This window comes from Marinobacter sp. PE14 (genome assembly GCF_053566155.1).
Genome location: NZ_JBQXNY010000004.1, coordinates 159,854 through 183,382, shown reverse-complemented (window position 1 = coordinate 183,382; position 23,529 = coordinate 159,854). Strand labels below are relative to the sequence as shown.

The window sequence follows — 23,529 nt, the reverse complement described above, 5'->3', positions numbered from 1 at the left end:
GACCAAGACGAACACCTGCAAAAACTGGATAATGGCCGCCAGTAAAAGCCATGGCGCGCCAAATTCTCCGATCCAGGACTCTTTGCAATGGAAATCAACGTCAACTTCCTCGAGAACCTCAGACTTGAAGCCAAGTTTGACGATTTCACCGTCGTAACGGACCAGCCGATTCGCTACAAGGGCGACGGCTCGGCGCCCAGCCCGTTCGATTACTTCCTGGCGTCCTCTGCACTGTGTGCAGCCTACTTTGTCCGGGTCTACTGCCTGGCGCGGGACATTCCCACCGAAAATATCCGCCTGTCCCAGAACAACATCGTGGACCCGGAAAACCGCTACAACCAGATCTTCAAGATTTCCGTGGAACTGCCCGAGGATATCTCCGAGAAAGACCGCCAGGGCATCCTGCGCTCCATCGACCGCTGCACCGTGAAAAAAGTGGTCCAAACCGGCCCCACCTTCGAGATTGAAACCGTCGAGAATCTGGATGCAGACGCCCAGGCACTGCTGATGACCCAGCCGGAAGGCGGCACCCAGACCTTTATCGAAGGCAAGGACCTGCCCCTGGAGCAGACCATCGCCAACATGACCGGCATCCTTGAAGCGCTGGGCATGAAGATCGAGATTGCGTCCTGGCGTAACATCGTGCCTCACGTGTGGTCCCTGCATATTCGCGATGCCGCCTCACCCATGTGCTTCACCAATGGCAAGGGTGCCACCAAGGAAAGCGCCCTGTGCTCTGCCCTGGGCGAATTCATCGAGCGGCTCAGCTGCAACTTTTTCTACAACGATCAGTTTTTCGGTGAGGATATCGCCAACAGCGACTTCGTCCACTACCCGAACGAAAAGTGGTTCAAGCCGGGCCCCAACGACGAGCTGCCGGAGGGCATACTGGATGACCACTGCCTGGCCATCTACAACCCGGACGGCGAGCTGGGCGGCTCCAATCTGATTGACACCAACTCCGGCAGAGCCGACCGGGGCATTGTCTCCCTGCCCTACGTGCGAAAATCTGATGGCGAGGTGGTGTATTTCCCCTCCAATCTGATTGAGAACCTGTTTCTCAGCAACGGCATGAGTGCCGGCAATACGCTGAACGAAGCACAGGTTCAGTGCCTGTCGGAGATTTTCGAGCGGGCGGTGAAGAAACAAATTATCGAAGAGGAAATTGCCCTACCGGACGTGCCTCGGAAGGTTCTGGAAAAATACCCGCACATACTGGAAGGCATTGATGCCCTGGAGGCCCAGGGCTTCCCGACCCTGGTGAAAGATGCCTCCCTTGGCGGCCAGTTCCCGGTGATGTGCGTTACCCTGATGAACCCGCGAACCGGCGGCGTGTTTGCTTCCTTCGGCGCTCACCCAAGCTTCGAGGTGGCGCTTGAGCGGAGCCTGACCGAGTTGTTGCAGGGCCGCAGCTTCGAAGGCCTCAATGATGTGCCAGCGCCCACATTCAACAGTCTGGCAGTCACAGAGCCGAACAACTTCGTGGAGCACTTCATCGACTCCACTGGTGTGGTGTCCTGGCGCTTCTTTAGCGCTAAATCCGATTTCGATTTTGTCGAATGGGATTTCTCCGGCACCAACGCGGAGGAAGCCGAGCGCCTGTTTGGCATCCTCGAGGAGTTGGGCAAGGAAGTGTATGTGGCAGTTTATGAGGAACTGGGCGCACCGGTCTGCCGGATCCTCGTTCCAGGCTATTCTGAGGTGTATCCGGTTGAAGACCTGATCATGGATAACACCAATATGGCTCTGGACTACCGCGAAGACATCCTCAACCTGCACCGTCTGGACGATGAGCAACTGGCCGATCTCGTGGAACGTCTGGAAGCCAGCCAGCTGGACAACTACATGACGATCATCACCCTGATCGGTGTGGAATTCGATGAGAACACCATCTGGGGACAGCTAACGATCCTGGAGCTCAAGATCCTGATCTGTCTTGCCCTGCAGTGGCACGAAGAAGCCCTCGAGTTCGTCGACATGTTCCTGCAGTTCAACGACAACACCGTTGAGCGTGGCCTGTTCTACCGCGCCATGTACGCAGTACTGGAAGTCACCCTCGATGACGAGATGGAGCTGTCCGACTACATCACCAACTTCACGCGCATGTTCGGAGAGAACACCATGGAAGCGGTGGTCGGCTCGGTAAATGGTTCCGTTCGTTTCCATGGTCTTGAACCTACCAACATGCAGCTGGAAGGGCTGGAAAAGCACCAGCGGTTGATCGAGAGCTACCAAAAGCTGCACGCGGCGCGCGCATCCAAGGCCGGCATGACTATCTGACCATGGGTCATGAAGCCCCCGTTAACGGGAGTTGAGCCAACCGCGCCGCATTGGCGGCGCGGACAGTCCTGATCCACACTGGATCATTACAAGTAGCCTATTTGCGTTTAATGCCCGTACACCCTTGTACATTTCCGGCATACGCCAATCGAGGAGCCTTGCAATGAGCAATCCGGTGATCGCTGATAACAAGCCCAAGAAAGTCAGCCTGAAAAAAGGCGAGGAATACGCCTTCTGCGTCTGTGGCCGTTCCAACAACCAGCCCTTCTGCGACGGTTCCCACGGGGATACGGGGTTCAAACCCAAGGTCTTCAAGGCCGAGAAAGACGAGGAGGCCGTTCTTTGCCAGTGTAAACAGACCGGCAGCGCGCCGTATTGTGACGGCACTCACCAGCAGTTCAGCGATGACCAAGTTGGCAAGGAGGCGCCGGAGTCCGACGATGATGGCGACGACAAGTCCGGTAAAGCGCCAAAAGCCAAATCTACCAAAGAAGAACCCACGGTTGAATTCATTCATCAGTTGGCCCGTGAGGGGCTAAGCAGTATGGGCCACCATGGCCCGACAACTGCCATGGGCGTGCCCCGCCACACCCTGCCCCACTGGGACGACCTCCAACTGATGGTGGCGCAGATGGCCAGTAAACCGCTGGCAGATGACGCCGACGTCTCGACCGAACTGGTGATCGGGCCTGAAGCCCGCAAGCCATTGACACTGAGCATGCCGCTATTCGTTTCCGACATGAGCTTCGGGGCCCTGTCGGAGGAGGCGAAGATTGCCCTCGCTCGTGGCGCCGAGCTTGCGGGCACTGGCATCTGCTCCGGCGAGGGCGGCATGCTGCCGGAGGAGCAACAGGAAAACTCCCGTTACTTCTATGAACTGGCCAGCGCCAAGTTTGGCTACAAAGAAGAGCTATTGAAGAAAGTCCAGGCATTCCACTTCAAGGGTGGCCAGGGCGCCAAGACCGGAACCGGCGGGCACCTGCCCGGCAACAAGAACACCGGCAAGATCTCCCAGGTTCGCAACATTCCCGAGGGCGAATCGGCCATTTCCCCGCCCACATTCGAGGATCTGCGCTCAGTTGAGGATTTCCAGCGCTTCGCCAGCCATGTTCGGGAAATCACCGGCGGAATTCCTGTTGGCTTCAAGCTGAGCGCCAATCACATCGAGCGGGACGTACAATTTGCATTGGATGCGGGCGCCGACTACATCATCCTCGACGGACGTGGCGGCGGCACCGGTGCTGCACCCGAGATCTTCCGTGATCACATCAGTGTGCCCACCATTCCTGCCCTGGCGCGTGCGCGGCGCTATCTGGATAACCGCGGTGCAAGCGGACGGGTCACATTGATCGTTACCGGTGGCCTGCGGGTGCCTATCGATTTTGTGAAGGCCATGGCGCTGGGCGCTGACGGTATTGCCGTTGCCAACAGTGCCATGCAGTCCATCGGCTGTGTTGCGGCGCGTATCTGCAACACCAACAACTGCCCGGCAGGCATCGCGACCCAGAACAAGGACCTGCGCCAGCGGTTGAACGTCGACCAGTCTGCCAAACAGCTGCAGAACTTCCTTGAGGCCTCTGTCTCACTGATGCAGGTGATGGCACGGGCCTGTGGCCACGACAGCCTGAGCAAACTGAACATAGATGACCTGTCCACCTGGCATCGGGAGATGGCCCTGCTCAGCGGCGTTCGCTACGCCGGTGTGCTTGATCCTTCTGCCTGAGGTTCTTCTTCGCTGGCCGCCAGGACTCGAACCCGTTCGAAGTCCTCCTCGGTGAACACACCGTTCACCCCGGAAATGGCGGCCAGCTTCATGCCATGCTTCAGTCCCAGCTTGTAGATCTCCCTCACTTTCTCCCACTCGATATTCCGCCCGAGAGTAAAGTTCTCAAAACGCGCTTCCAGAGCAAGCACAATGGTTTCCGCCAGGCAGGCATAGGCAATGCCTTTCGGAAGCCCGATGTCTTTCATATGCACTTCACCCGGTAGCTGGATCTCACCGGATTCGATCACCAGCACATCCGGCCGCTTGGCGACATCCTCCGCCGGAATATCCAGTGGGCGGGCGACGTCGGTTATGACGCAGCCCGGCTTCACTTTCATGATATCCAGGATACGTTTGCCGGCCCCGGAGGTGGCGGTCACGATCATGTCCATGTCGGCCAGATCGCGTTCGGCAGAGCCGGCAACATGTACGATGGCCCCCGGCGTTTCCTGTTCGATGCTTTCTTTGAGCGCCAGCAGTTTGGCCGGCTCCGGTGCCGCCAGATAAATCTCGTCCACTGCCTTGGCCAGCAATCTGGCGCAGACAGACCCGATAGCACCCGTAGCGCCCACCACCATGGCCTTTCCGGCCGCCTTGCCACTGGGGCCAATGCTCACCCGCCCTATTTTCTTCATGGCGTCGTGGGCCGCCCACAGGGCACCGGATGCGCTGTAGCTGTTGCCGGTTGTGATCGGCAACGGTGCTCGCTTGGCCACCGTTATACCCGCATCACCCACGACCTTGGTAAACGCACCCAGACCCATGATCTGGGCCCCGAGCTTCTTCGCCAGTTTTGCCGCCTGCAGCAAACGGGCGTAGGTAAATTCCGGCCCATGGGCCATGATTTCCCGAGGGGTGCCACCAACGGTAATGAGCCAGCCCTCGACCTCATCGCCATTGGGTGACCGGATTCCGGATACCTTGGAGTAGATGAACGGCGGTGAATACGCGATGGCCTTTTCCACCAGATTCATCACCACAGGCGGCGACACGTTGGCAACCCAGTCCAGGGGCGGTGTCTTGGTGAGGTATTGCTGCGACAGGGGATGAATGACAAACGCAAACCGGTTAACCCGGCGATAACCGTTCGGGTAAAGGATTCGCGGTTCAATCTCCAGGCTCTGAATAACATCCAGATAGTCATCGGGGCCCAACTGGTCCGGTGTCCTGGAAAGCGCCGCACTGATCATCGCCTCCATCACATTCACGCCAACGGGCCGGCCCTCCAGCCAGGGACTGTAATCCACTACCATGGCGACCTTGCGCGAGCGCATCCAGTCCATGGCGGCATCCGTTACCCGTGAGGTAATCACGGTTTTTCCATCCAGCTCTTTCGCCGTGAAGTTCTCCAGGTCGCCAATTGAGGCCACGATGACATGGGCCTCGGACACCGCGTGATGAAGCGAACCTTTAACCAGATTTTCACCCAACCGATACAGCGGTGTTCGGAGAATGGTTTCGACCGCTTTCACCGCCGCAGGCCTGAACATGATGGGTGAAGTAAGCGAGGTATAGGTTTCCAGCTGTTTCAGGGAAGTCAGCAGCCTGGGCACTCCGAAATCCGTGTAGGGATCGGCAAAGAAGAGGTTCTCGGTATGTTCGGAAAGGGCCCTGGCAATCCGGTAACCGGCCTGCCCATTCAAAAAGAGCACACGGGCATTGTCGAAGAAATGCCCGAGCTCAGACTGGGTATGACGCACAGCCCATTCCTGCAGGATAGCCCGCAACCCTGCACCGGTGGTGACGGGCTTATCCGGCACACAGGCCTCAAGGCGGGCAGTATCCGGATGTTCAAGCTGCTCCCGGCCCACCTCGTAATGATCGTGTACCATGCTCAGACCGATGGCGTCCGCCTGCGGATGCACGGACTCCAGAACCGCCTCGGCCCGGGAAAGATCGCCGTCCGTGCCGATCCGGATAATCCGGAAAGGCTGCCCAAGAAACGACGTCTCTATATCGTAATCGTATTCACCAGATCCCTGGCTGACGCTGACAACGGTTTTCATATTCAGGTCTTCCCGTTTTCCTGTTGTTATCATTTACAGCCTAATTCAGGAGATCGGTTTCTGCCTTAGCGCAGATCAAATTCCAGACCGCTATTCAACGTCTACAATAGAGTGGCGGGCCGAACGACCAACAGACCTTCAAGGATCAACCAGGAGCTCACCATGACCATTCAGGAAGAACTCAACTCTACCGTCCGGGAACTGGTTCAGCCCGGCAAGGGAATTCTCGCGGCGGATGAAAGCCACCCGACCATTGCCAAGCGCTTCAAGGCCGTTGGGGTGGAGTCGAGCGAGGACATGCGCCGGGAGTACCGGAGTCTTATTTTCTCGGCTTCCGGGCTCGGAGAATTCATCAGCGGGGTCATTCTGTTTGAAGAGACACTCGGCCAGCAGAGCCTGGATAATGTATCCATGCCGAAGCTTCTGGCCAGCAAGGGCATTGTGCCGGGCATCAAGGTCGACAAGGGCAAAGGCCCTCTTGTGAATGCGCCCGGTGATGAGATCACCTTTGGCCTGGATGGTCTGGAAGACCGCCTGGAAATCTACAAAAACCAGGGGGCGCGGTTTGCCAAATGGCGGGATGTGTTCCATATCTCGGACACCCTGCCCTCACGGCAGGCCGTTGAAGCGAATGCCGAAATTCTCGCCCGCTACGCGGCGATCTGCCAGTCCCTGGGTATCGTGCCGATCGTTGAACCGGAAGTGCTGATTGATGGCAACCATTCCATCGAGCGCTGCGCGGCGGTCAGCGAGGCGGTGATTCGGGAGGTGTTCCACGCCTTGTACCGACACAAGGTGGCACTGGAATACATGATCCTCAAACCCAGCATGGTGACGCCGGGCAAGGAAAGCCCGAAGGCATCCCCGGAAGACGTGGCGACAGCGACTCTCGATGTTTTTCGCAGGGCGGTACCGGCTGCGGTACCCGGCATTTTCTTCCTCTCGGGCGGCCAGACGCCGGAAGAAGCCACTCTCAACCTGAACGCCATGAACAGCATGGGCGCGCAGCCCTGGGAGTTGAGCTTCTCTTACGGACGGGCTTTGCAGGAACCGGCACAGAAGGCCTGGGCCGGCAATCTGGATAATGGTCCGGAGGCGCAGGCTGCAATGCTCAAGCGCGCCCGCCTGAATGGCGCCGCGCGCTCGGGCCATTACCGACCGGAGATGGAAGCCTGATCGGCAACAGCCCTGCGTGCCTGTGTTCTCTCAGTTGCAGCCGGAGACGCAGCTCGCCATGCCATTGAACGCCATGGTGCGGCCACTGAGGGGCACATGAACCGGCACGGTCACTGAATCGCGGAACAGAGCCGTGCGCGTTCCTTCCTGCACCATGCCACCGGAGGTCGCAGGTTCGTTGGCGTGGGAGGCGATAACCGCCTTCGGTTGCACGAGGTCATTGATTACGTAGGCGGCCTGTTTCGGTCCGGTGGTGAACGTATCACCGATGTTCATCACCACAAGCCCCGCACCGTAGTGATCCTTCACGACCAGTCTTTGCTCGGCAGTAATGCCAGTGTCACCGGACAGGTAGACCACCAGGCCGTTGGAGAACCTGAGCACATAGCCCGTGGGTGGTCCGACACTGGCGCCAACACCCGCGGCAGCCAGATACTCTGCCAGTGGCCCGGTGAGGAACGAAGGCGATACGCCATTGCTGTGCACAGCCGGCACGGTCGTAATTGCCACTCCGCCAACCTCACGCTCGCCACCGAACCGAACCAACAGCGAGTTTGCAGGATCACCGCCGGCATCTTTCAGCTTGGCAGCAAAGAAGGCGGGCATTTCGCTACCCGTAACAATTTTTGCACCGTGTTTCACCGCAATATCGACGGTATTGGATTGTGGCAATGTTGAAACGCCGGTGTCCGGAGACCCGCAAGTGCCCTGATTGGTCTTGCTGATACGCTGATCACCCACATGGTCCCCATGCATGTGGGAAACCAGAACAACATCAATTTTGCCCAGTCGGGGATCATCCGGACCGGCGACCGTTCTGCCGGCGTCATAGAGAATTCGGGTGCCATTGGGATCTTCAAAGACCAGCGCCCGGTCCCGGCCACAGAACTCACCATCGTGGCTACCCAGGGGTGTGACTTTTACCACGTGGTCGTCGGCGGCAGCCGGCATAGCGGCGCCGAATAGCATACAGACAGACACTCCGGCAAAGGCCATCGTGTTGCGCAAACCTGCTCTGAACATGTTGTTCGTCCTCCCACTCGTTTTTTGTTGGTACCGGTATTGATACGAACGACAATCCCGTTGATACCAGTTTAGGCGACGGGAAGGTCAACGCGTGGAGATTGAGCCAGTGCGCTTGAATGAGGATCAGGCAGCGCGGGAGTCCGTCAGGGTAACCCGCTGTTCCAGGCATGCCATCATGGGCGCCACCTGACGGATTTTCCGGGCCTCGGGCCAGAGCGCCTCTGCCTCGGCGAAACCCTGGCGGAGAAAGTTAAGCCATTGTTTGATACGACCGGTCACATAGCGGTCCTCAAGCCAGCCCTGCAGAACCGTAGCGTACTCACGAACCAGGGCAACAGCTTCCGGCCAGGTCATATCCGGCACCGTTTCGCCCTGCTGGCTGGCCTTGATCTGCCGGGCGAGGTCTGGCCGGGCGATCAGCCCACGGCCAATCATCACGTCATCGCAGCCGGACACCTCACGGCAACGCCAGTAGTCCGCGACACTCCAGATTTCGCCATTGGCAATAATGTGGGTTTTGACCGCTTCCCGGGCCCGGGCGATTTCCTCCCAATAGGCCGGCGGCTTATACCCGTCCACTTTGCTGCGGGCATGAATGACAATCTCCGCCGCGCCTGCCGCTTCCAGCGCCTGGGCACAAGCCACACCCATGGATCGGTCGTCATACCCCAGTCGCATCTTGGCTGTGACCGGCACATGCGCTGGCACAGCCTGACGCACAGCGGCCACGATCTCATGCATGAGCTCCGGCTCGCGCATCAACACACAGCCACCCTTGTGCTTGTTTACCGTTTTGGCCGGGCAACCAAAGTTGATATCCACCTGGGTGGCACCGAGTTCTGCCGCACGCACGCCGTGGCGCGCCATCTGGTGAGGGTCTGAACCCAGCAACTGAACGGCAACGGGGGTGCCCACTTGAGTGAGCGACCGGTTGTATAATTCGGGGGCGTATTTGTAGAACACTCTCGGTGGAAGCATGCCGTGGGTGACACGAACGAATTCCGTTACGCAACGGTCGATGCCGCCTACCCCGGTCAGGGTTTCACGGATGGGTGCGTCAACCAGCCCTTCCATCGGGGCGAGAATGATGCGCATGAGTGCTCCAGCAATTACAGGGTCTGTTCGGGGTGAGACTGATCAAAAATCAGACGGAGCGGATTGTAAGGAATTTGGCGGGAAGTTGATAGACGGACACCCCGAAACCGGGGTGTCCAATCGCTTGCTTACAGGTCTTATTCGACGTCGAACCGGTCGGCGTTCATGACCTTGGTCCAGGCTGCAACGAAGTCTTTCACGAACTTCTCTTCGTTGTCGTCCTGGGCATACACTTCTGCGTAGGCACGCAGGATTGAGTTGGAACCGAACACGAGATCAACACGGGTCGCGGTGAACTTGGTATTTCCACTGGTGCGATCCACGATGTTGTACGAGTTCTTGCCAGTAGGCTCCCAACGGTTCGACATATCGGTCAGATTCACGAAGAAATCATTGGTCAACTGGCCAACGCGATCTGTGAATACGCCGTGCTTGGTACCGCCGTAGTTGGTACCGAGCACCCGCATGCCACCCAGCAGGACGGTCATTTCAGGCGCAGTCAGTCCCATCAGTTGGGCACGATCCAGAAGCATTTCTTCCGGCTTGACCACGTAGTCCTTCTTCTGCCAGTTGCGGAAGCCATCAGCCAGCGGCTCCATCGGATCGAAAGATTCGGCATCCGTCATCTCGTCGGTGGCATCGCCACGGCCCTTCAGGAAGGGAACGTGAACCTCATGGCCCGCAGCTTTCGCCGCCATCTCGATACCCAGGTTACCACCCAGCACGATCACGTCAGCAACGCTGGCACCGGTGTCGGCAGAAATCTGCTCATACACCTTAAGCACCTTATCCAGCCGATCTGGCTCGTTACCCTGCCAGTCTTTCTGGGGAGCCAGGCGAATGCGGGCACCGTTGGCGCCACCGCGCATGTCAGAGCCGCGGAACGTACGGGCGCTGTCCCAGGCGGTCGTAATCAGCTCGTTCAGGCTCAGACCGGCTGCCGCAATTTTCTCTTTGACCACTTCTTCCGTGTAGTTGGTCTCGCCCTGAGGACACGGATCCTGCCAGATCAGGTCTTCAGCCGGAACGCCCGGACCGATATAACGGGCTTTCGGCCCCATATCCCGGTGCGTAAGCTTGAACCAGGCGCGGGCGAAGCAGTCCTTGAAGTAGTCTGGATCTGCCATGAATTTCTCACAGATCGCGCGGTACTTCGGGTCCACCTTCATGGCCATGTCCGCATCGGTCATCATCGGCATGCGGCGAACAGATGGATCGCTGGTATCAACCGGCATGTGCTCTTCTTTGATATCCACCGGCTCCCACTGGTTTGCACCAGCCGGGCTCTTGGTCAACTGCCACTCATAGCCAAACAGAAGATCGAAGTAACCCATATCGAACTTGGTCGGGTTGGTCGTCCAGGCGCCCTCGATGCCAGAAGTCACGGCGTTGGTCGCCTTGCCCTGCAAGTTGGGGTTCATCCAACCGAGACCCTGGGTTTCCACATCGGCACCTTCCGGCTCTGCCCCAAGGGCATCAGCATCACCATTACCATGGGCTTTACCCACAGTGTGGCCACCCGCGGTAAGCGCTGCAGTCTCTTCGTCGTTCATCGCCATACGGGCAAAGGTGGTGCGCACCTGCTCCGCGGTCTTCTGCGGATCCGGCTGGCCGTTCACGCCTTCCGGGTTCACATAGATCAGACCCATCTGGACCGCAGCAAGCGGATTTTCCATGGTGTCCGGCTTCTCCACGTCTTCATACCGGCTGTCAGACGGTGCCAGCCACTCTTTTTCTGCACCCCAGTAAATATCTTTTTCCGGGTGCCAGATATCCTCCCGGCCGTAGGAGAAACCGAAAGTCTTCAGGCCAAACGACTCGTAGGCAACATTACCGGCCAGGATATACAGATCAGCCCAGCTCACCTTGTTGCCGTATTTTTTCTTGAGCGGCCACAACAGACGGCGGGCCTTATCCAGGTTGCCGTTGTCCGGCCAGGAGTTCAGCGGAGCGAATCGCTGGTTGCCGGTGCCGGCACCACCACGGCCGTCGGCCAGTCGATAGGTACCCGCGGCGTGCCACGCGAGACGAATCATAAGACCGCCGTAATGCCCCCAGTCAGCAGGCCACCATTCCTGACTGTTGGTCATCAGCTCGTGCATGTCTTTTTCGAGGGCTTCGTGATCGAGCTTTTTGACTTCTTCCCGGTAGTCGAAGTCTTCACCGAGAGGATTGGTTTTGCGGTCGTGCTGATGAAGGATGTCAAGATTGAGGTTCTCAGGCCACCAGCCGGCTACATCGGCTTTTTCCTGAGTGTTTGAGCCGTGCATTACGGGACACTTTCCGCCCGCACTGTTGTTGTCTGTCATTTTTCTCTCCTCATTGGGGTTGGCAAAACGACACTGCTTTGATTCAGGCACCTCTAACTATAGGACACACCCAATAATCTGCTCTGAGTATTTCTTATGTCCCGGATAGCGTGCGCCTATAGAGTTTCCCGCAATGTTTGCGGGTTCTTTTCTTTACTGGGCACAAGCGTAATCACTTGAATATCTCGCCAGGATGTCTAAAAAATCCGGCCAGGCGATTGAACGACTGAGTGACATTAAATCGGACATGGATCTGCTCCTGCCTAACGAGAACAGCTCCACCGTAGCGCGGGACCGATCACACAATACAATTAATTAAAAATAAATTTGTGAGAGTTTTTATTTATGGATGGAGCTCTGGTCGGTCAGAGCCGATCGATGGATGAAAACTTGCCGGCGTCGTCAAAGACGATGCGGAAACTGCCGCGAATGCCATCGCGAAGGTAAAAACGGGAGAGGATACGGGCCGGGAATCGGACAGAGCGTCCGTCCCGGGCCGTGGTGTGAACATCCGTGGCAACGCCCTGATAGAGCTTGATCCACTCATCAGGGCTGATGCTGATATCCACAATAATCTGCTGCATTGGCGATCAGTTCGCCAGTTCAAGCAGCAGACGGTTCAGGCGGGTAACGTAGGCACCGGGGTCCGGGAGCTGCTCACCGCTGGCCAGGGTGGCCTGGTCGAGAATCACTGCCGAGAGCTCATTGAACCGCTCTTCACCCTTCTCGCTTTCCAGCCGCTGGACCAGCGGATGATCAACGTTGATCTCGAAGATCGGCTTGCTGTCCGGAACTTTCTGGCCGGCGGCTTCCATGATCTTCTTCATCTGGGCGCCCATGTCGAAATCGCCAACCACCAGACAGGCCGGGGAATCGGTCAGGCGATTGGTCACCCGCACTTCCTGCACACGGTCGCTCAGTGCATTCTTGATGCGCTCCAGCAGATCCTTGTGCTCTTCGGCGGCTTCTTCCTTGTGTTTCTTGTCTTCCTCGGTCTCGATTTCGCCAAGGTCCAGGTCGCCACGAGCAACGTCCTCAAACTGCTTGCCGTCGTACTCGCTGAGGTAACCCATCATCCACTCATCGATACGATCTGTGAGGATCAGCACCTCGATGCCCTTCTTGCGGAACACTTCCAGGTGGGGGCTGCTCTTGGCCGCCGTGAAGTTGTCGGCGGTGATGTAGTAAAGCTTCTTCTGCCCTTCCTTCATCCGGCTGATGTAGTCATCCAGCGACACATTCTGTGCGCTCTCGCCGGTATGGGTAGAGGCGAAGCGCAGCAGACCGGCAATTTTCTCGCGGTTGCTGAAATCTTCGGCCGGGCCTTCTTTCAATACCGTGCCGAACTCGCCCCAGAACTTCTGGTACTGCTCGGAATCCTTCTTGGCCAGCTTGGACAGCATATCCAGGACCCGCTTGGTAAGCGCGGTACGGATGCTTTCCACGGTGCTGTCGTTTTGCAGGATCTCACGGGATACGTTCAGGGACAGATCGTTTGAATCGATCACGCCCTTGGCAAAGCGAAGGTACAGCGGCAGGAACTGCTCGGCGTCGTCCATAATGAACACGCGCTGCACGTACAGTTTCAGGCCTCGAGGCGCTTCCCGGTTGTACAGATCAAACGGTGCACGGGCCGGGATATACAGCAGGCTGGTGTAGTCCAGCTTGCCTTCCACCTTATTGTGGGACCAGGTGAGTGGGTCTTCAAAATCGTGGGCGATGTGCTTGTAGAACTCCTTGTACTCCTCGTCCTTGATCTCGGTACGCGGAAGTGTCCAGAGCGCGGTCGCATCGTTGACGGTCTCGTACTCGTCCTTCTTCTCGCCTTCGTCGGACTCCGCCTTCATGACGACCGGGAACGAAATATGATCCGAATACTTTTTCACCAGGCTGCGCAGCTTCCAGCCGTTGGCAAATTCCTTGGCGTCGGATTTCAGGTGCAACACGATCTGGGTGCCACGATGTTCCAGGCTCACCTGCTCGATGGAGAATTCTCCATCGCCCTGGGATTCCCAATGCACGCCCTCTTCCGCAGGCGCACCGGCGCGACGGGTGAACACATCAACCTTGTCGGCAATAATAAACGCCGAGTAAAAGCCCACGCCAAACTGACCAATCAGCTTGCTGTCCTTTTTCTCGTCGCCAGACAACTGCTGGAGGAATTCGGCCGTACCGGAACGGGCAATGGTGCCAAGGTTCTGGATGACATCGTCACGTGTCATGCCAATACCATTATCGGTCAGCGTGACGGTATTCGCTTCTTCATCAAAATCCAGGCGAATCTTGAGCTCAGGATCGCTTTCATAAAGGCTGTCATCTTTCAGGGCCGCGAAACGCAGCTTGTCTTCGGCATCTGAAGCGTTGGAAATCAGCTCACGAAGGAAGATTTCCTTGTTGGAATACAACGAGTGAATCATCAGGTGAAGCAGCTGCTTCACTTCGGTCTGGAATCCAAGCGTTTCTTTATTGGCTTCAACCGTCATGGCGTTTATGTCTCCTGCTTTTTAAATTCGGAGTAGCGGCGTGGTTGGGCAAAGCGAACCTGCCCAACCACACCACCCGGTTATCGAGTTTGTGTTGAACAGGAAATGGGGACTAGGGAGGGCATTTCAAGCCCCGAAAAGCCTGAACCTCAGTCCTCTAACAGGAAATGAGCCCGGGCAGTCGCTATGGGCTGGGAGCGGGATTTCTGCCAGGCGCTGACCATCACGTTGGCAACGCGGTTGCCCTGGCGTGTCAGGCGGCATTCGGCGTAGGTTTCGCGATTGAGGCCGGCCCTGAGGTAATCCAGGGAAAAGTCGACGATACGGGGCATGCGCAGACTTTCCTGGGACATGATCAGGTAGATATTGGCGGACATCTCCATGAAGCCACCGATCACGCCACCGTGGATGGCCGGCAGTATTGGATTACCCAGGTTGGAGTCCTTGCAGGGCAGACGGAAAATCAGGTCGTCTCCGAACTGCTCACACTGCAGACCAATCCAGGTAGCGTAGGGAATGCTGCTCAGCATGCGGCTGAAGTCACCGGTCTCCTGGGTGTAGCGCAGGATTTCAGGATCGGTCATTCTTCACCTCCGGTAATCAGGTCCCGGTAATGTTTCGGGCTGGCATCCTTCCCGATCCGCATGAAGGTGGCGACGCAGTTGGCGATGGTTTCACCGCCCTCCTGATAGGCCTCGCAGCGGGTAAAAATTATATTGCGGGTTACCCGGTAGGTTTCCGCCCGGGCATAAACCGGCTTGCGGGGCTGGGCCGGGCGCATGTAATCCACGCGCAGGTCCAGCGTCGGGCAGAGTTCAAAATCTTCCAGGGCACAGAGGATCACGCACCCTGACGTGGTATCCATCAGGGTGGTGATGGCCCCGCCATGAATCACACCGGTATCCGGGTTACCGATAATGCGATCACTGTAGGGCAGGCAAAGTGTCAGGCTGCCTTTTGTGGCCTCGGTAACCGACAGGCCAAGCTCTTTGGCCTGGTTGAGGGTGGCTATAAAACGGCTAACCCGTTTCCGTCGGATATCATCGTTCATTCGGATTCAACCTGTGGATCAGCTTTTGGGTTTTGGGCTGTTTTCCGCCTTGCCGGGCAGCGGCTCCTCGAACACCTTCCCTGCCCTCAATGCCTCCAGGGCCGTAGAACAGAACTCGCGTCGATAGAGAACGACAACAACCAGCGTGGACGCCGCCATGAAGACAACCGGGTGAATAAACCAGCCTACCACGGCAAGTGCGTAATAGTAGGACCGCAGCCCCAGGTTAAAGGCATCGCCGGCAAGATTGCAGATGTTGCCGGCACTTCGTGCAAACGCTTCCCTACCAGCGGGGCTGGTTTTGGTGTCGTCTGGCGGCGGGGCACTGCCCACCATCACCGACACAAAGTTATACATCCGCATGGACCAGGTGAACTTGAAGAAGGCGTAGATAAAGACCACCAACAGCACCACCATGCGCAGCTCCCAGATTTCCCGGGTGGGCAATGTGCCGAAGGGCATGGTACTGAATACTTCCATCACTTCCTGGGTGTAGCCCAGGGCGGTAATAATACCCGCGAGAATCAGCAGGCAGCTGGAGGCGAAAAACGCGCCGTTCCGCTCCAGATTTCCGACCACAGAAGCATCGGCAATCCGGTTTTCCCGCCGTAACATGACGCGCATCCAGTCCTCCCGGTACAGGTCGAGAGTATTAGACAGGCAGGGACGATCCGCGGCACGGCGTTTGGAGTATTCGGTATAACCGAGCCAGCAAACGAGGAACCAGAGCAAAGCGATCAGTTCGAGTAAATTACTCATGGGTTGCCTTGGGTTCGAAATTGGCGAAACAGAGCGGGAACAGGCGCTTATGATACGCCAAGGGCCTGCTCGTCACCACCGCCGGGCACGGTGCGGTAATCCACTGATGGCCGATCATGTGCTATAAACTGCCCATTCAGGAAGCGGGCAAACGTTTTAAACGTACCCGACATCGCATCATCCAAAAGGGAGCTCACTGTGAACCTGTCCGCCATCAAAACAAGCCTGGTAGCCGTTGCGCTGGCTCTGACGCTCAGCGGCTGTTCGGTCAATCCGGTTACCGGGGAAAATCAGCTTTCGCTGATCGGTGAAAGCCAGGAGCTCGCCATGGGCGCCGAGCAGTACGTGCCCACCCAGCAAACCCAGGGCGGTCGGTTTTATGTGGACCCGGAGCTGACTCTCTACGTGAGCGAGGTTGGCCAAAAAATGGCCAGGGTCAGCGACAGACCGGACCTGCCATACGAATTCGTGGTTCTGAACAGCAGTGTACCCAATGCCTGGGCCCTTCCCGGAGGCAAGATCGCCATTAACCGTGGCCTGCTGACAGAGCTTGACGACGAGGCTCAGCTTGCCTCGGTTCTGGGTCACGAGATTGTTCATGCGGCGGCCCGGCATAGTGTTCAGCGCATGCAGCAGGGAATGCTGATCAGCGCCGGCGTTGCCGGACTTGGTTTTGCCCTGTCGGACAACGAGTGGGCCGGTCTGATCATGGGTGGTGCTGCCCTTGGAGCGCAACTTGCGCTGGCGCAATACAGCCAGGGCGATGAACTCGAATCCGACCACTACGGCATTCTCTACATGAAAGAAGCTGGCTATGACCCACAGGCAGCGGTGGAGCTTCAGGAGCTGTTCCTGAAACTATCCGAAGGGCGTCAGTCCAGTTTCATTGATGGCCTGTTCGCGACCCATCCTCCCTCAGCGAAACGCGTGCAGGAAAACCGCGAACTGGTGCAGAAGGTTGGCGCGGGCGGCTACCGCGGTGAGGACGTCTATGAACGCAAGATGGCCAAACTCCGTTCGCTGCAACCGGCTTACGATGCCCATGACAAGGCCATGGAGCTGGCCTCCAAAGGCGAGATGAAGCCTGCGCTGGACAAGATCAACGAAGCCATCCGTCTGCTGCCACGGGAAGCCATGTTCTATGCCCTTCGCGGCCGCATTTATCAGGACCAGAAGGAAACAGAGAAGGCCGCGGCCGACTTTGAAAAGGCGGTGGAGCTCTACCCCGAGATGTTCAAATATCGCCTGTACAATGGCCTGAATGCTCTGAGGCTCAACAATCTGGACAAGGCCAGGGAGAATCTGACCAAAGCCAATGAAACTGTCCCCACTTCCATTGCCTTCCTGCGACTGGGCGATGTTGCGGTAAAACAGAATAACCGGAATGAGGCCATAACCTATTACAGCAAGGCCGCCGAGGCTGGTGGTGATGTTGCCGAGGAAGCCAGACGGAAACTGGCGGCCCTTTCTCAGTAAAGCCCAACCGGATCATAGCGTTGCGAAGGCCGGAGTCTTGCAGGATTCCGGCCTTTTTCGTAGTCCGGATCGCAAGTTGCCGGGCTGACGCGCATCTTCTGTCATCGCCTCCATTGACTTTTAGAGCAATAACTCTAAAAATCAGATGACATCAACAACGATTGGATGACGGACATGCTAGCGAAACGTATCCAGCCCATGGTCTTCCAGGCGCGCCGACTTTACGTGGAACTGATGTTCCAGGTGATGGGGCGAGCCCTGCAGGCTGTGAGCGAGGTGGACGAGAAGGTTCAGAACGAAGCCCGGGCACTGCCTGACGGTTTCCTGTTTGAGATGATGGTGATGCCGGATGGCTCAAAGCTGATCGTCGAGCATACCGGCCAGGGGCGTTTCCGTTACCACGGTGACAAAGCCCCACGGCCCATCGACCTGTCGATTCAGTTCAAGCACATCGCCCACGCTTTCCTGGTGCTGTCTTTCCAGGAAAAAACATCAGTGGCTTTCGCCAATGACCGCATGCTGGTGGATGGCGACATCAGCTATGCCGTGCGGATGACGCGGGTACTGAACCGGCTTGAGTCCTTCATCCTGCCGAAAATGGTTGCCGAGCGGGCCGTGAAGGAATACCCGGCCGACCTCCACCTGCCGGAAAAGCTGATCAGCGCCGCGCGAATTTACCTGAAAGTTGCCACCAATTTCGTCGAGACAGTGAGAGCGTGATGACCAATAAATACTATGAGTTCTTCTGCCCGGTAAAAGTCATTGCCGGCAAGGCCGCCCTTGAACACATTCCATACGAGCTGACCGGAATGGCTGCCAAGCGGCCAATGATCGTCACCGACAAGGGCGTGCGGGCCGCAGGCCTTCTGGAGCCCGTGATCGCGGCTTGCGAGGAAAGCGGCCTGGAAATAACCACCATCTACGACGACGTTCCGCCCGACTCCTCCACCACGGTGGTACGCGATATTGCCGGCATCTATCGCCAGGAAAAGTGCGACTCCATCATCGCAGTAGGCGGCGGTTCGGCGATCGATACCGGCAAGGCCGTCAACATTCTGGTTTCCGAGGGTGGTGACGATATCGCCAAGTACAGCGGTGCCGGCGTGCTCAAGCACCCGCTCAAGCCGTTCTTCGTAGTGCCAACAACAGCCGGCACCGGTTCGGAAGTTACGTCGGTTGCGGTCATTACCGACGAAGCCAAGGGCGTCAAGCTGCCCTTCACGTCTTCGTTTCTGCTGCCGAACGCGGCTATTATTGACCCTCGCATGACCCTAACCCTGCCGCCGCACATAACCGCCGCGACGGCGATGGACGCCATGACCCATGCGACTGAAGCGTTCACCTGCATGGCCAAAAACCCATTGAGTGATGCGTACGCGACAGCGGCCATCAAAAAAATCAGCCAGTCGCTCCTGCAAGTCATGGACAACCCGAAAGACAGCGACGGACGATTGGAACTGGCGCAGGCGTCGACTATGGCGGGCATCGCGTTCTCAAACTCCATGGTGGGTCTGGTGCACGCCCTGGGGCACGCCACTGGCGCCGTCTGTCACCTGCCCCACGGCCTTTGCATGAGCCTTTACCTGCCGTATGCGCTTGAGTACAACCTTGAAACCATCCGGGAACCCCTGGGTGAACTGTTGCTGTATCTCGAGGGCCCCGAAGTCTTTGCAGCAACACCGGCAAGCCGCCGGGCAGAGGCCAGTATTTCCGCGATCCGCAAGTTGCGGGATGCTCTGTACAAGCGCTGCCAGCTGCCCCGGACACTCAAGGAAACCGGTAAGGTGACCGAGGCACAGCTGGACCATATCGCTGAAATGGCGTTGGATGATGGTTCCATCATGTTTAATCCGAAGGAGGTAACGCTGGAGGATGCCCGCTCGGTTCTGCGCCGCGCCTGGGCGTGACTGTTTCGCCGGGGGCCTTGCCTGGCCCCCGGCGTTTTCGCTGTTTGAAGATAGAATTCACATCATTGAAATTGATGAAGCAAGAGAGGAGAATCAAGCAGTTCTGGCAGGGATGATAGCCGGGTTCATTATCCACCTACAGTACTGTTCCGTAGAGAGCCCCACCACATGCAAAACCGATATCCCCGCCCTGTTAATGCCACTCTCGGCGTCCTTCTTCTTGTACTGACTGCACTTTCCTCGCCAGTTTTTGCCTCACAGAATGTCTCTGGCGAACAAAAGGTTTTCCGTTTCAATATTTCGCCCAATGGTTACCCACCCTATCTCATCGGTGACCAGAGCCAACCATCAGGAATCATGTGGGATGTGGTATCCGAGGTAGCCCAGAGGCTGGGATACCGGGTCATCGCTGAGCAAATCCCCCGTAAACGTGTAGATCAGATGCTGCTTGATGGGTACATCGATGCCACGCCAAGGGCCCGGGAGTGGGCGGACGACCCGGAGAAATTCCTGTTTACCGATGCGGTAGTCGACATCGAGGAAGTGTTTTTTGTACCAGCACGATCCAGCTTTTACTACGAGAGCCCGGACGATCTGATCGCCAAAACCATTGTCACCCACCTCGGCTACCGATATCCGATGCTTGAGCCCTACTTCGAGGAAGGTCAGATTCGCCGCTTTGATGTTTCCAGAGACAAGGACATGTTCACCTTCGTACTGCACGGTGACCGTTTCGACGCCGCGGTCGCCGACCGGCTCGTCGGAAAGTGGATTCTAAGAAACGAAGGGCTGCGGCAGCATTTCGAAATCAGCAACGAAAGCATCAGCAATTACGGGTTCCGGCTGATGCTGCGAAAAGACTGGCAGTCCTTTGCCAACCAGTTCAACGAAGAACTGGAGAAGATGAGGGCGAATGGCGAGCTGGATGCCATTCTCGCCAACTACCGCTGAAGCCGCCCGGCGCTACTCGAGGCGTCGCAACAAAAGCATCGGCGATACACTCAACACCGGCCGTAGCTGCCAGCGACCGAACAGGGCGAGAATAACGGCGCTGACGATTGGAATCGGCAGCACCACGTGCCAGTGCCACTGGAACGTGCCCTCGAACATCCTGAACTGAAGCGCCCAGACTGCCGCCTCGGCGGCGACCACGCCAAGGACACCCGCGAAACCGCCCAGCAACGCAAATTCGAGCATGGTGCTGCGGACCAACAGCCTCTGTCGCCCGCCAAGTGTTCGCAGCAGCGCGCCTTCCCGCTGTCGATCCTGAAGCGTCGCACTGACGACTGCAGCCATCACCACAAGCCCGGCGGCAAGGATCAGCGCCAGAATGGCTTCAATCGCCTGGGTTACCTGCCGGACGATCTCCTGGATTCGCTCGATCACATGATCAATTTCCAGAACGGAAACCGTCGGGAACTGCCGGGAGAATTCGTTCAGGGCATCTTTCTTGTCCTTAGGCAGGTAAAAACTGGTAATCCAGGTCGCGGGCATCTCGGTGAGACCGCCCTCCGGCGGGAACGCCATGTAGAAATTGGGCTTCATGCTGTCCCACTGAACCGTCCGAATACTGGTGACGGCTTCTGTCACCTTTTCCGAGCCAATGGTGAATGTCAGTTCATCACCCAGTGACAGCCCGAGCTTCCCGGCCAGTTCCGCTTCCACCGAGACGCCTTCCGTCTGGTTTTCGCCAAACCAGGCGCCTTCAACTATCTCGTTGTCGTCCGGCAAAGTCGACATCCAGGTCAGGTTCAGTTCACGGTTGAGGGCGTTAACATTCTCATCCTTGCTGACCGTCTCCTTGACCGGCTGACCATTGAGTTCGGTCAAACGTCCTCGAACCATCGGATAAAGCTTGTCCAATGGCTGGCCACGCTCCTGCCAGAACGCATCCACGTCCTCGACCGCTTCCGGTGCAATATTGATCAGGAAATGATTGGGTGCGTCATCCGGCAACTGGGCCTGCCAGTCTGCCATCAAAGAAGTCCGTACCAATATCAGCGTGGCCGCCAGCATCAACGTCATCGCAAATACGGCGATCTGGGAAAGACTGGCCCGGCGATGCCGGTACAGCCCCACCAGGGCCAAACGCCAGGCGTTACCACCGCCACGGACCTTGCGCAGTGTTGCCACCAGCAACCAACCCACCAGGCCGAGTGCCCCGAGCAGAAACGCAAGACCGCCCAGAAGGGAAACCACCAGGGCAAGTTCGCCCGCATACATCCACACCAGCCCGAACACTGCCACAATGGCAATGATCATATCCGGTAGGGCCTCTCGCCCGGTTTCACCGGGCTGGCTGCGCAGGACGCGCATCGCCGGAACATTGCGAAGCCTGCGAACGGGAGGATAGGCAAAGGCAAACAAAGAGACCAGTGCCGTCAGCAGGGCGGGCACCAATGCGGACGGATCGAGCTGAAATTCCACCGGGCGCTCAAGCACCTGGCTCAGCATGTGAATAAGCAACCAGTAAAGCGGCATGGCGACCAGCAGTCCGCCCACGATCCCGGTTACACCCCAGAGCGCGAGGCGCTTGAGGTACAAACCGCCAATACCTGCACCGCTGAGCCCCAGCGTTTTCAAAAGCGCCACGGTATCGCGCTGGGAAAGGGCATACTGCCGACTCGCCACAGCCACGGCCACGGCTGCAAGCAGGACCGCGAGACTGCCGCCCAGCAGCAGGAATCGCTCGGCTCGCTCGAGTGAGCGCGAGAAGGTCTCGCCATCTCGGACACCCGCCCATTCATGACTGGGTTCGAGTCTGGGTTCCAGCCATTGGTAGTAAGATTCCAGCGCAGCTTCATCACCGGCAAACAAGTAGACGTATTCAACCCGGCTGCCCTCCTGGATGACCCCGGTGGCGGCCACATCATCCACATGCATCATCACGCGGGGGGCCAGTGCCGAAAGCCGGAAGCCGCCGTCCGGCTCGCGGATGAGCAGGCCGGACACGGTGAGATTCAGATTACCGACTTCCAGCGATTCGCCGACTTCGAGGTCCAGCAGCCTGAGCAAACGCGGGTTGATCCAGACCTCTCCCGGACCGGGCCCCTGATTTACCAGCTCCCGCGTACCTGTCGGGTCCCGCTGGATTTCGATATCGCCGCGCAGGGGATATTCATTGCTCACGGCCTTGACTGACACCAACTGGAAATTATCGTCCCCGAACACCATGGTGGAGAATTCCACCATCCGACCGGTTTTCAGGCCCTGATCGGAGGCTTCCTGAAGCCAGGCGTCCGGAATCGGTCGGCCATTTTCTGCCTCAAGCTGGCGATCTGCTGCCAGGAACGAGCTGGCTGAAGAAACCAGGGTGCGTTGAAGCTGACTGGCAAACAGGGCAATAGTGGCGACCGTGGCAACGGCGATGATGAGAGCGGCCAGAACGACGCGAACATCCCGTTCCCGCCAGTCCCGGCGAACCGACATGAGCTTTTTTGCAGCAGCCATCAGTGCGCCATCTCCTGCGCTGCTTCCGGTTCGGTCAGAACGCCGGCTTCAATATGGAACTGCCGATTGCAGCGAGCCGCCAGGTGTTCGTCGTGGGTAACCATCACCAGCGTTGTGCCCTGCTCCCGGTTCAGCGCCATTAAAAGATCGGACACTGCCTGACCGGTGCGGTTATCCAGGTTACCCGTTGGCTCGTCGGCGAACAGGATCAGCGGCTCAGACGCAAATGCCCGCGCGATGGCAACCCGCTGCTGCTCGCCACCGGAGAGCTGTCTGGGTGTGTGGGTCAGCCGTTCACCAAGCCCTACCCGTTCCAGTAGCTCACGGGCCCGCTTTTCCGGCGAAGCCATGCCGGCAAGTTCCAGGGGCAACATAACGTTCTCGAGCGCGGTCAGCGCCGGCAAAAGCTGAAAAGACTGGAATACAAAGCCAACCCGATGTGCGCGAAGTTTTGCCCGCTCGTCCTCGCTGAGCTTGCTGATCACCGAGCCGTCCAGCTCCACCGTACCCTCACTGGGCGTATCAAGACCCGCCAGCAAACCCAACAGGGTGGTTTTACCAGAACCGGACCGCCCGACAATGGCTACGGATTCTCCCCGATTGATTTCGAGAGTGACCCCTTGCAAGATCGTGAGCGTATCGGTTTCAACACTGACGCGGTGGGTCAGGTTATTTACCCGTAACATTGGGCTCTGGCTATCCGGGTTAACATTGGTCATCTGATTCACGGAATCTCCCGATCCTGG

19 protein-coding genes are annotated in these 23,529 nt (G+C 57.8%); 7 read left to right on the top strand and 12 right to left on the bottom strand.

Annotated features, from left to right (window positions below; translation table 11 throughout):
• Window positions 1-87 precede the first annotated feature (87 nt).
• Window positions 88-2,280, top strand: coding sequence for an OsmC domain/YcaO domain-containing protein (locus tag ACWJ62_RS14365; RefSeq protein ID WP_449286798.1), 2,193 nt, complete (start codon window positions 88-90; stop codon window positions 2,278-2,280).
• Between the two features lie 163 nt (window positions 2,281-2,443).
• Window positions 2,444-4,003, top strand: coding sequence for a glutamate synthase-related protein (locus ACWJ62_RS14360; RefSeq protein WP_449286797.1), 1,560 nt, complete (start codon window positions 2,444-2,446; stop codon window positions 4,001-4,003).
• Here ACWJ62_RS14360 and ACWJ62_RS14355 read toward each other — a convergent pair.
• Complete coding sequence (locus ACWJ62_RS14355; protein WP_449286796.1) at window positions 3,973-6,051, bottom strand: dehydrogenase; 2,079 nt, start codon at window positions 6,049-6,051, stop codon at window positions 3,973-3,975. The genes ACWJ62_RS14360 and ACWJ62_RS14355 overlap by 31 nt on opposite strands.
• Window positions 6,052-6,213: 162 nt before the next feature.
• On the opposite strand from ACWJ62_RS14355, the gene ACWJ62_RS14350 reads away from it, so the two are divergent.
• Window positions 6,214-7,227 carry a class I fructose-bisphosphate aldolase gene (locus tag ACWJ62_RS14350; protein ID WP_449286795.1) on the top strand — a complete coding sequence of 338 codons (1,014 nt, stop codon included), beginning with the start codon at window positions 6,214-6,216 and terminating at the stop codon, window positions 7,225-7,227.
• A 30-nt stretch (window positions 7,228-7,257) separates the two neighbouring features.
• Here ACWJ62_RS14350 and ACWJ62_RS14345 read toward each other — a convergent pair whose 3' ends face one another.
• The 9 genes from ACWJ62_RS14345 to ACWJ62_RS14305 form a co-directional block, all read right to left on the bottom strand.
• On the bottom strand, window positions 7,258-8,250 hold the full coding sequence (locus ACWJ62_RS14345) for an MBL fold metallo-hydrolase (protein WP_228743655.1): 993 nt from the start codon (window positions 8,248-8,250) through the stop codon (window positions 7,258-7,260).
• 126 nt (window positions 8,251-8,376) lie between these two features.
• Window positions 8,377-9,348: a tRNA dihydrouridine synthase gene (locus ACWJ62_RS14340; RefSeq protein ID WP_449286794.1), complete on the bottom strand. Its 972-nt coding sequence runs from the start codon at window positions 9,346-9,348 to the stop codon at window positions 8,377-8,379.
• Between the two features lie 137 nt (window positions 9,349-9,485).
• Window positions 9,486-11,657 carry a catalase/peroxidase HPI gene (gene katG, locus ACWJ62_RS14335; protein ID WP_449286793.1) on the bottom strand — a complete coding sequence of 724 codons (2,172 nt, stop codon included), beginning with the start codon at window positions 11,655-11,657 and terminating at the stop codon, window positions 9,486-9,488.
• Between the two features lie 365 nt (window positions 11,658-12,022).
• A complete protein-coding gene (locus ACWJ62_RS14330; protein WP_449286792.1) occupies window positions 12,023-12,241 on the bottom strand; it encodes a DUF2835 domain-containing protein in 219 nt (72 codons plus the stop codon).
• Window positions 12,242-12,247: 6 nt separating this feature from the next.
• Window positions 12,248-14,140 (bottom strand): molecular chaperone HtpG, encoded by a 1,893-nt coding sequence (htpG, locus tag ACWJ62_RS14325; protein WP_449286791.1) that lies wholly within the window; start codon window positions 14,138-14,140, stop codon window positions 12,248-12,250.
• Window positions 14,141-14,289: 149 nt separating this feature from the next.
• Window positions 14,290-14,724, bottom strand: a complete 435-nt coding sequence (locus tag ACWJ62_RS14320) for a PaaI family thioesterase (protein WP_008172009.1) — start codon at window positions 14,722-14,724, stop codon at window positions 14,290-14,292.
• Window positions 14,721-15,191 carry a PaaI family thioesterase gene (locus ACWJ62_RS14315; RefSeq protein WP_088557496.1) on the bottom strand — a complete coding sequence of 157 codons (471 nt, stop codon included), beginning with the start codon at window positions 15,189-15,191 and terminating at the stop codon, window positions 14,721-14,723. The genes ACWJ62_RS14320 and ACWJ62_RS14315 overlap by 4 nt, the downstream gene beginning before the upstream one ends.
• 18 nt (window positions 15,192-15,209) lie before the next feature.
• Window positions 15,210-15,950: a DUF599 domain-containing protein gene (locus tag ACWJ62_RS14310; RefSeq protein WP_449286790.1), complete on the bottom strand. Its 741-nt coding sequence runs from the start codon at window positions 15,948-15,950 to the stop codon at window positions 15,210-15,212.
• A 47-nt stretch (window positions 15,951-15,997) separates the two neighbouring features.
• Complete coding sequence (locus ACWJ62_RS14305; RefSeq protein WP_449286789.1) at window positions 15,998-16,123, bottom strand: hypothetical protein; 126 nt, start codon at window positions 16,121-16,123, stop codon at window positions 15,998-16,000.
• A gap of 25 nt (window positions 16,124-16,148) precedes the next feature.
• On the opposite strand from ACWJ62_RS14305, the gene ACWJ62_RS14300 reads away from it, so the two are divergent.
• The 4 genes from ACWJ62_RS14300 (at window position 16,149) to ACWJ62_RS14285 (ending at window position 20,284) form a co-directional block, all read left to right on the top strand.
• Window positions 16,149-17,426: a M48 family metalloprotease gene (locus tag ACWJ62_RS14300; protein WP_449286788.1), complete on the top strand. Its 1,278-nt coding sequence runs from the start codon at window positions 16,149-16,151 to the stop codon at window positions 17,424-17,426.
• 174 nt (window positions 17,427-17,600) lie between these two features.
• Window positions 17,601-18,146 (top strand): hypothetical protein, encoded by a 546-nt coding sequence (locus tag ACWJ62_RS14295; protein WP_008172020.1) that lies wholly within the window; start codon window positions 17,601-17,603, stop codon window positions 18,144-18,146.
• A complete protein-coding gene (locus ACWJ62_RS14290; protein WP_014576813.1) occupies window positions 18,146-19,333 on the top strand; it encodes an iron-containing alcohol dehydrogenase in 1,188 nt (395 codons plus the stop codon). Before ACWJ62_RS14295 ends, ACWJ62_RS14290 begins: the two co-directional genes overlap by 1 nt.
• A 168-nt stretch (window positions 19,334-19,501) precedes the next feature.
• The gene (locus tag ACWJ62_RS14285; RefSeq protein ID WP_449286787.1) at window positions 19,502-20,284 is read left to right on the top strand and encodes a substrate-binding periplasmic protein; all 783 of its coding nucleotides are present in this window, start codon (window positions 19,502-19,504) and stop codon (window positions 20,282-20,284) included.
• Between the two features lie 12 nt (window positions 20,285-20,296).
• Here ACWJ62_RS14285 and ACWJ62_RS14280 read toward each other — a convergent pair whose 3' ends face one another.
• Together ACWJ62_RS14280 and ACWJ62_RS14275 are read right to left on the bottom strand one after the other, a co-directional pair.
• The gene (locus tag ACWJ62_RS14280; RefSeq protein ID WP_449286786.1) at window positions 20,297-22,783 is read right to left on the bottom strand and encodes an ABC transporter permease; all 2,487 of its coding nucleotides are present in this window, start codon (window positions 22,781-22,783) and stop codon (window positions 20,297-20,299) included.
• Window positions 22,783-23,502 carry an ABC transporter ATP-binding protein gene (locus ACWJ62_RS14275; RefSeq protein WP_449287093.1) on the bottom strand — a complete coding sequence of 240 codons (720 nt, stop codon included), beginning with the start codon at window positions 23,500-23,502 and terminating at the stop codon, window positions 22,783-22,785. The genes ACWJ62_RS14280 and ACWJ62_RS14275 overlap by 1 nt, the downstream gene beginning before the upstream one ends.
• Window positions 23,503-23,529: the final 27 nt, after the last annotated feature.

Excerpts from the sequence above, each read along its gene's own strand:
- ACWJ62_RS14305 (WP_449286789.1), bottom strand. The coding sequence starts at position 16,123 with ATGTCGGGTACGTTTAAAACGTTTGCCCGCTTCCTGAATGGGCAGTTT.
- ACWJ62_RS14350 (WP_449286795.1), top strand. The coding sequence starts at position 6,214 with ATGACCATTCAGGAAGAACTCAACTCTACCGTCCGGGAACTGGTTCAG.
- katG (WP_449286793.1), bottom strand. The coding sequence starts at position 11,657 with ATGACAGACAACAACAGTGCGGGCGGAAAGTGTCCCGTAATGCACGGC.
- ACWJ62_RS14275 (WP_449287093.1), bottom strand. The coding sequence starts at position 23,502 with ATGACCAATGTTAACCCGGATAGCCAGAGCCCAATGTTACGGGTAAAT.
- ACWJ62_RS14360 (WP_449286797.1), top strand. The coding sequence starts at position 2,444 with ATGAGCAATCCGGTGATCGCTGATAACAAGCCCAAGAAAGTCAGCCTG.
- ACWJ62_RS14340 (WP_449286794.1), bottom strand. The coding sequence starts at position 9,348 with ATGCGCATCATTCTCGCCCCGATGGAAGGGCTGGTTGACGCACCCATC.
- ACWJ62_RS14285 (WP_449286787.1), top strand. The coding sequence starts at position 19,502 with ATGCAAAACCGATATCCCCGCCCTGTTAATGCCACTCTCGGCGTCCTT.
- ACWJ62_RS14290 (WP_014576813.1), top strand. The coding sequence starts at position 18,146 with ATGACCAATAAATACTATGAGTTCTTCTGCCCGGTAAAAGTCATTGCC.
- ACWJ62_RS14320 (WP_008172009.1), bottom strand. The coding sequence starts at position 14,724 with ATGACCGATCCTGAAATCCTGCGCTACACCCAGGAGACCGGTGACTTC.
- ACWJ62_RS14295 (WP_008172020.1), top strand. The coding sequence starts at position 17,601 with ATGCTAGCGAAACGTATCCAGCCCATGGTCTTCCAGGCGCGCCGACTT.
- ACWJ62_RS14345 (WP_228743655.1), bottom strand. The coding sequence starts at position 8,250 with ATGTTCAGAGCAGGTTTGCGCAACACGATGGCCTTTGCCGGAGTGTCT.
- ACWJ62_RS14310 (WP_449286790.1), bottom strand. The coding sequence starts at position 15,950 with ATGAGTAATTTACTCGAACTGATCGCTTTGCTCTGGTTCCTCGTTTGC.
- ACWJ62_RS14355 (WP_449286796.1), bottom strand. The coding sequence starts at position 6,051 with ATGAAAACCGTTGTCAGCGTCAGCCAGGGATCTGGTGAATACGATTAC.
- ACWJ62_RS14315 (WP_088557496.1), bottom strand. The coding sequence starts at position 15,191 with ATGAACGATGATATCCGACGGAAACGGGTTAGCCGTTTTATAGCCACC.
- ACWJ62_RS14365 (WP_449286798.1), top strand. The coding sequence starts at position 88 with ATGGAAATCAACGTCAACTTCCTCGAGAACCTCAGACTTGAAGCCAAG.
- ACWJ62_RS14280 (WP_449286786.1), bottom strand. The coding sequence starts at position 22,783 with ATGGCTGCTGCAAAAAAGCTCATGTCGGTTCGCCGGGACTGGCGGGAA.
- htpG (WP_449286791.1), bottom strand. The coding sequence starts at position 14,140 with ATGACGGTTGAAGCCAATAAAGAAACGCTTGGATTCCAGACCGAAGTG.
- ACWJ62_RS14330 (WP_449286792.1), bottom strand. The coding sequence starts at position 12,241 with ATGCAGCAGATTATTGTGGATATCAGCATCAGCCCTGATGAGTGGATC.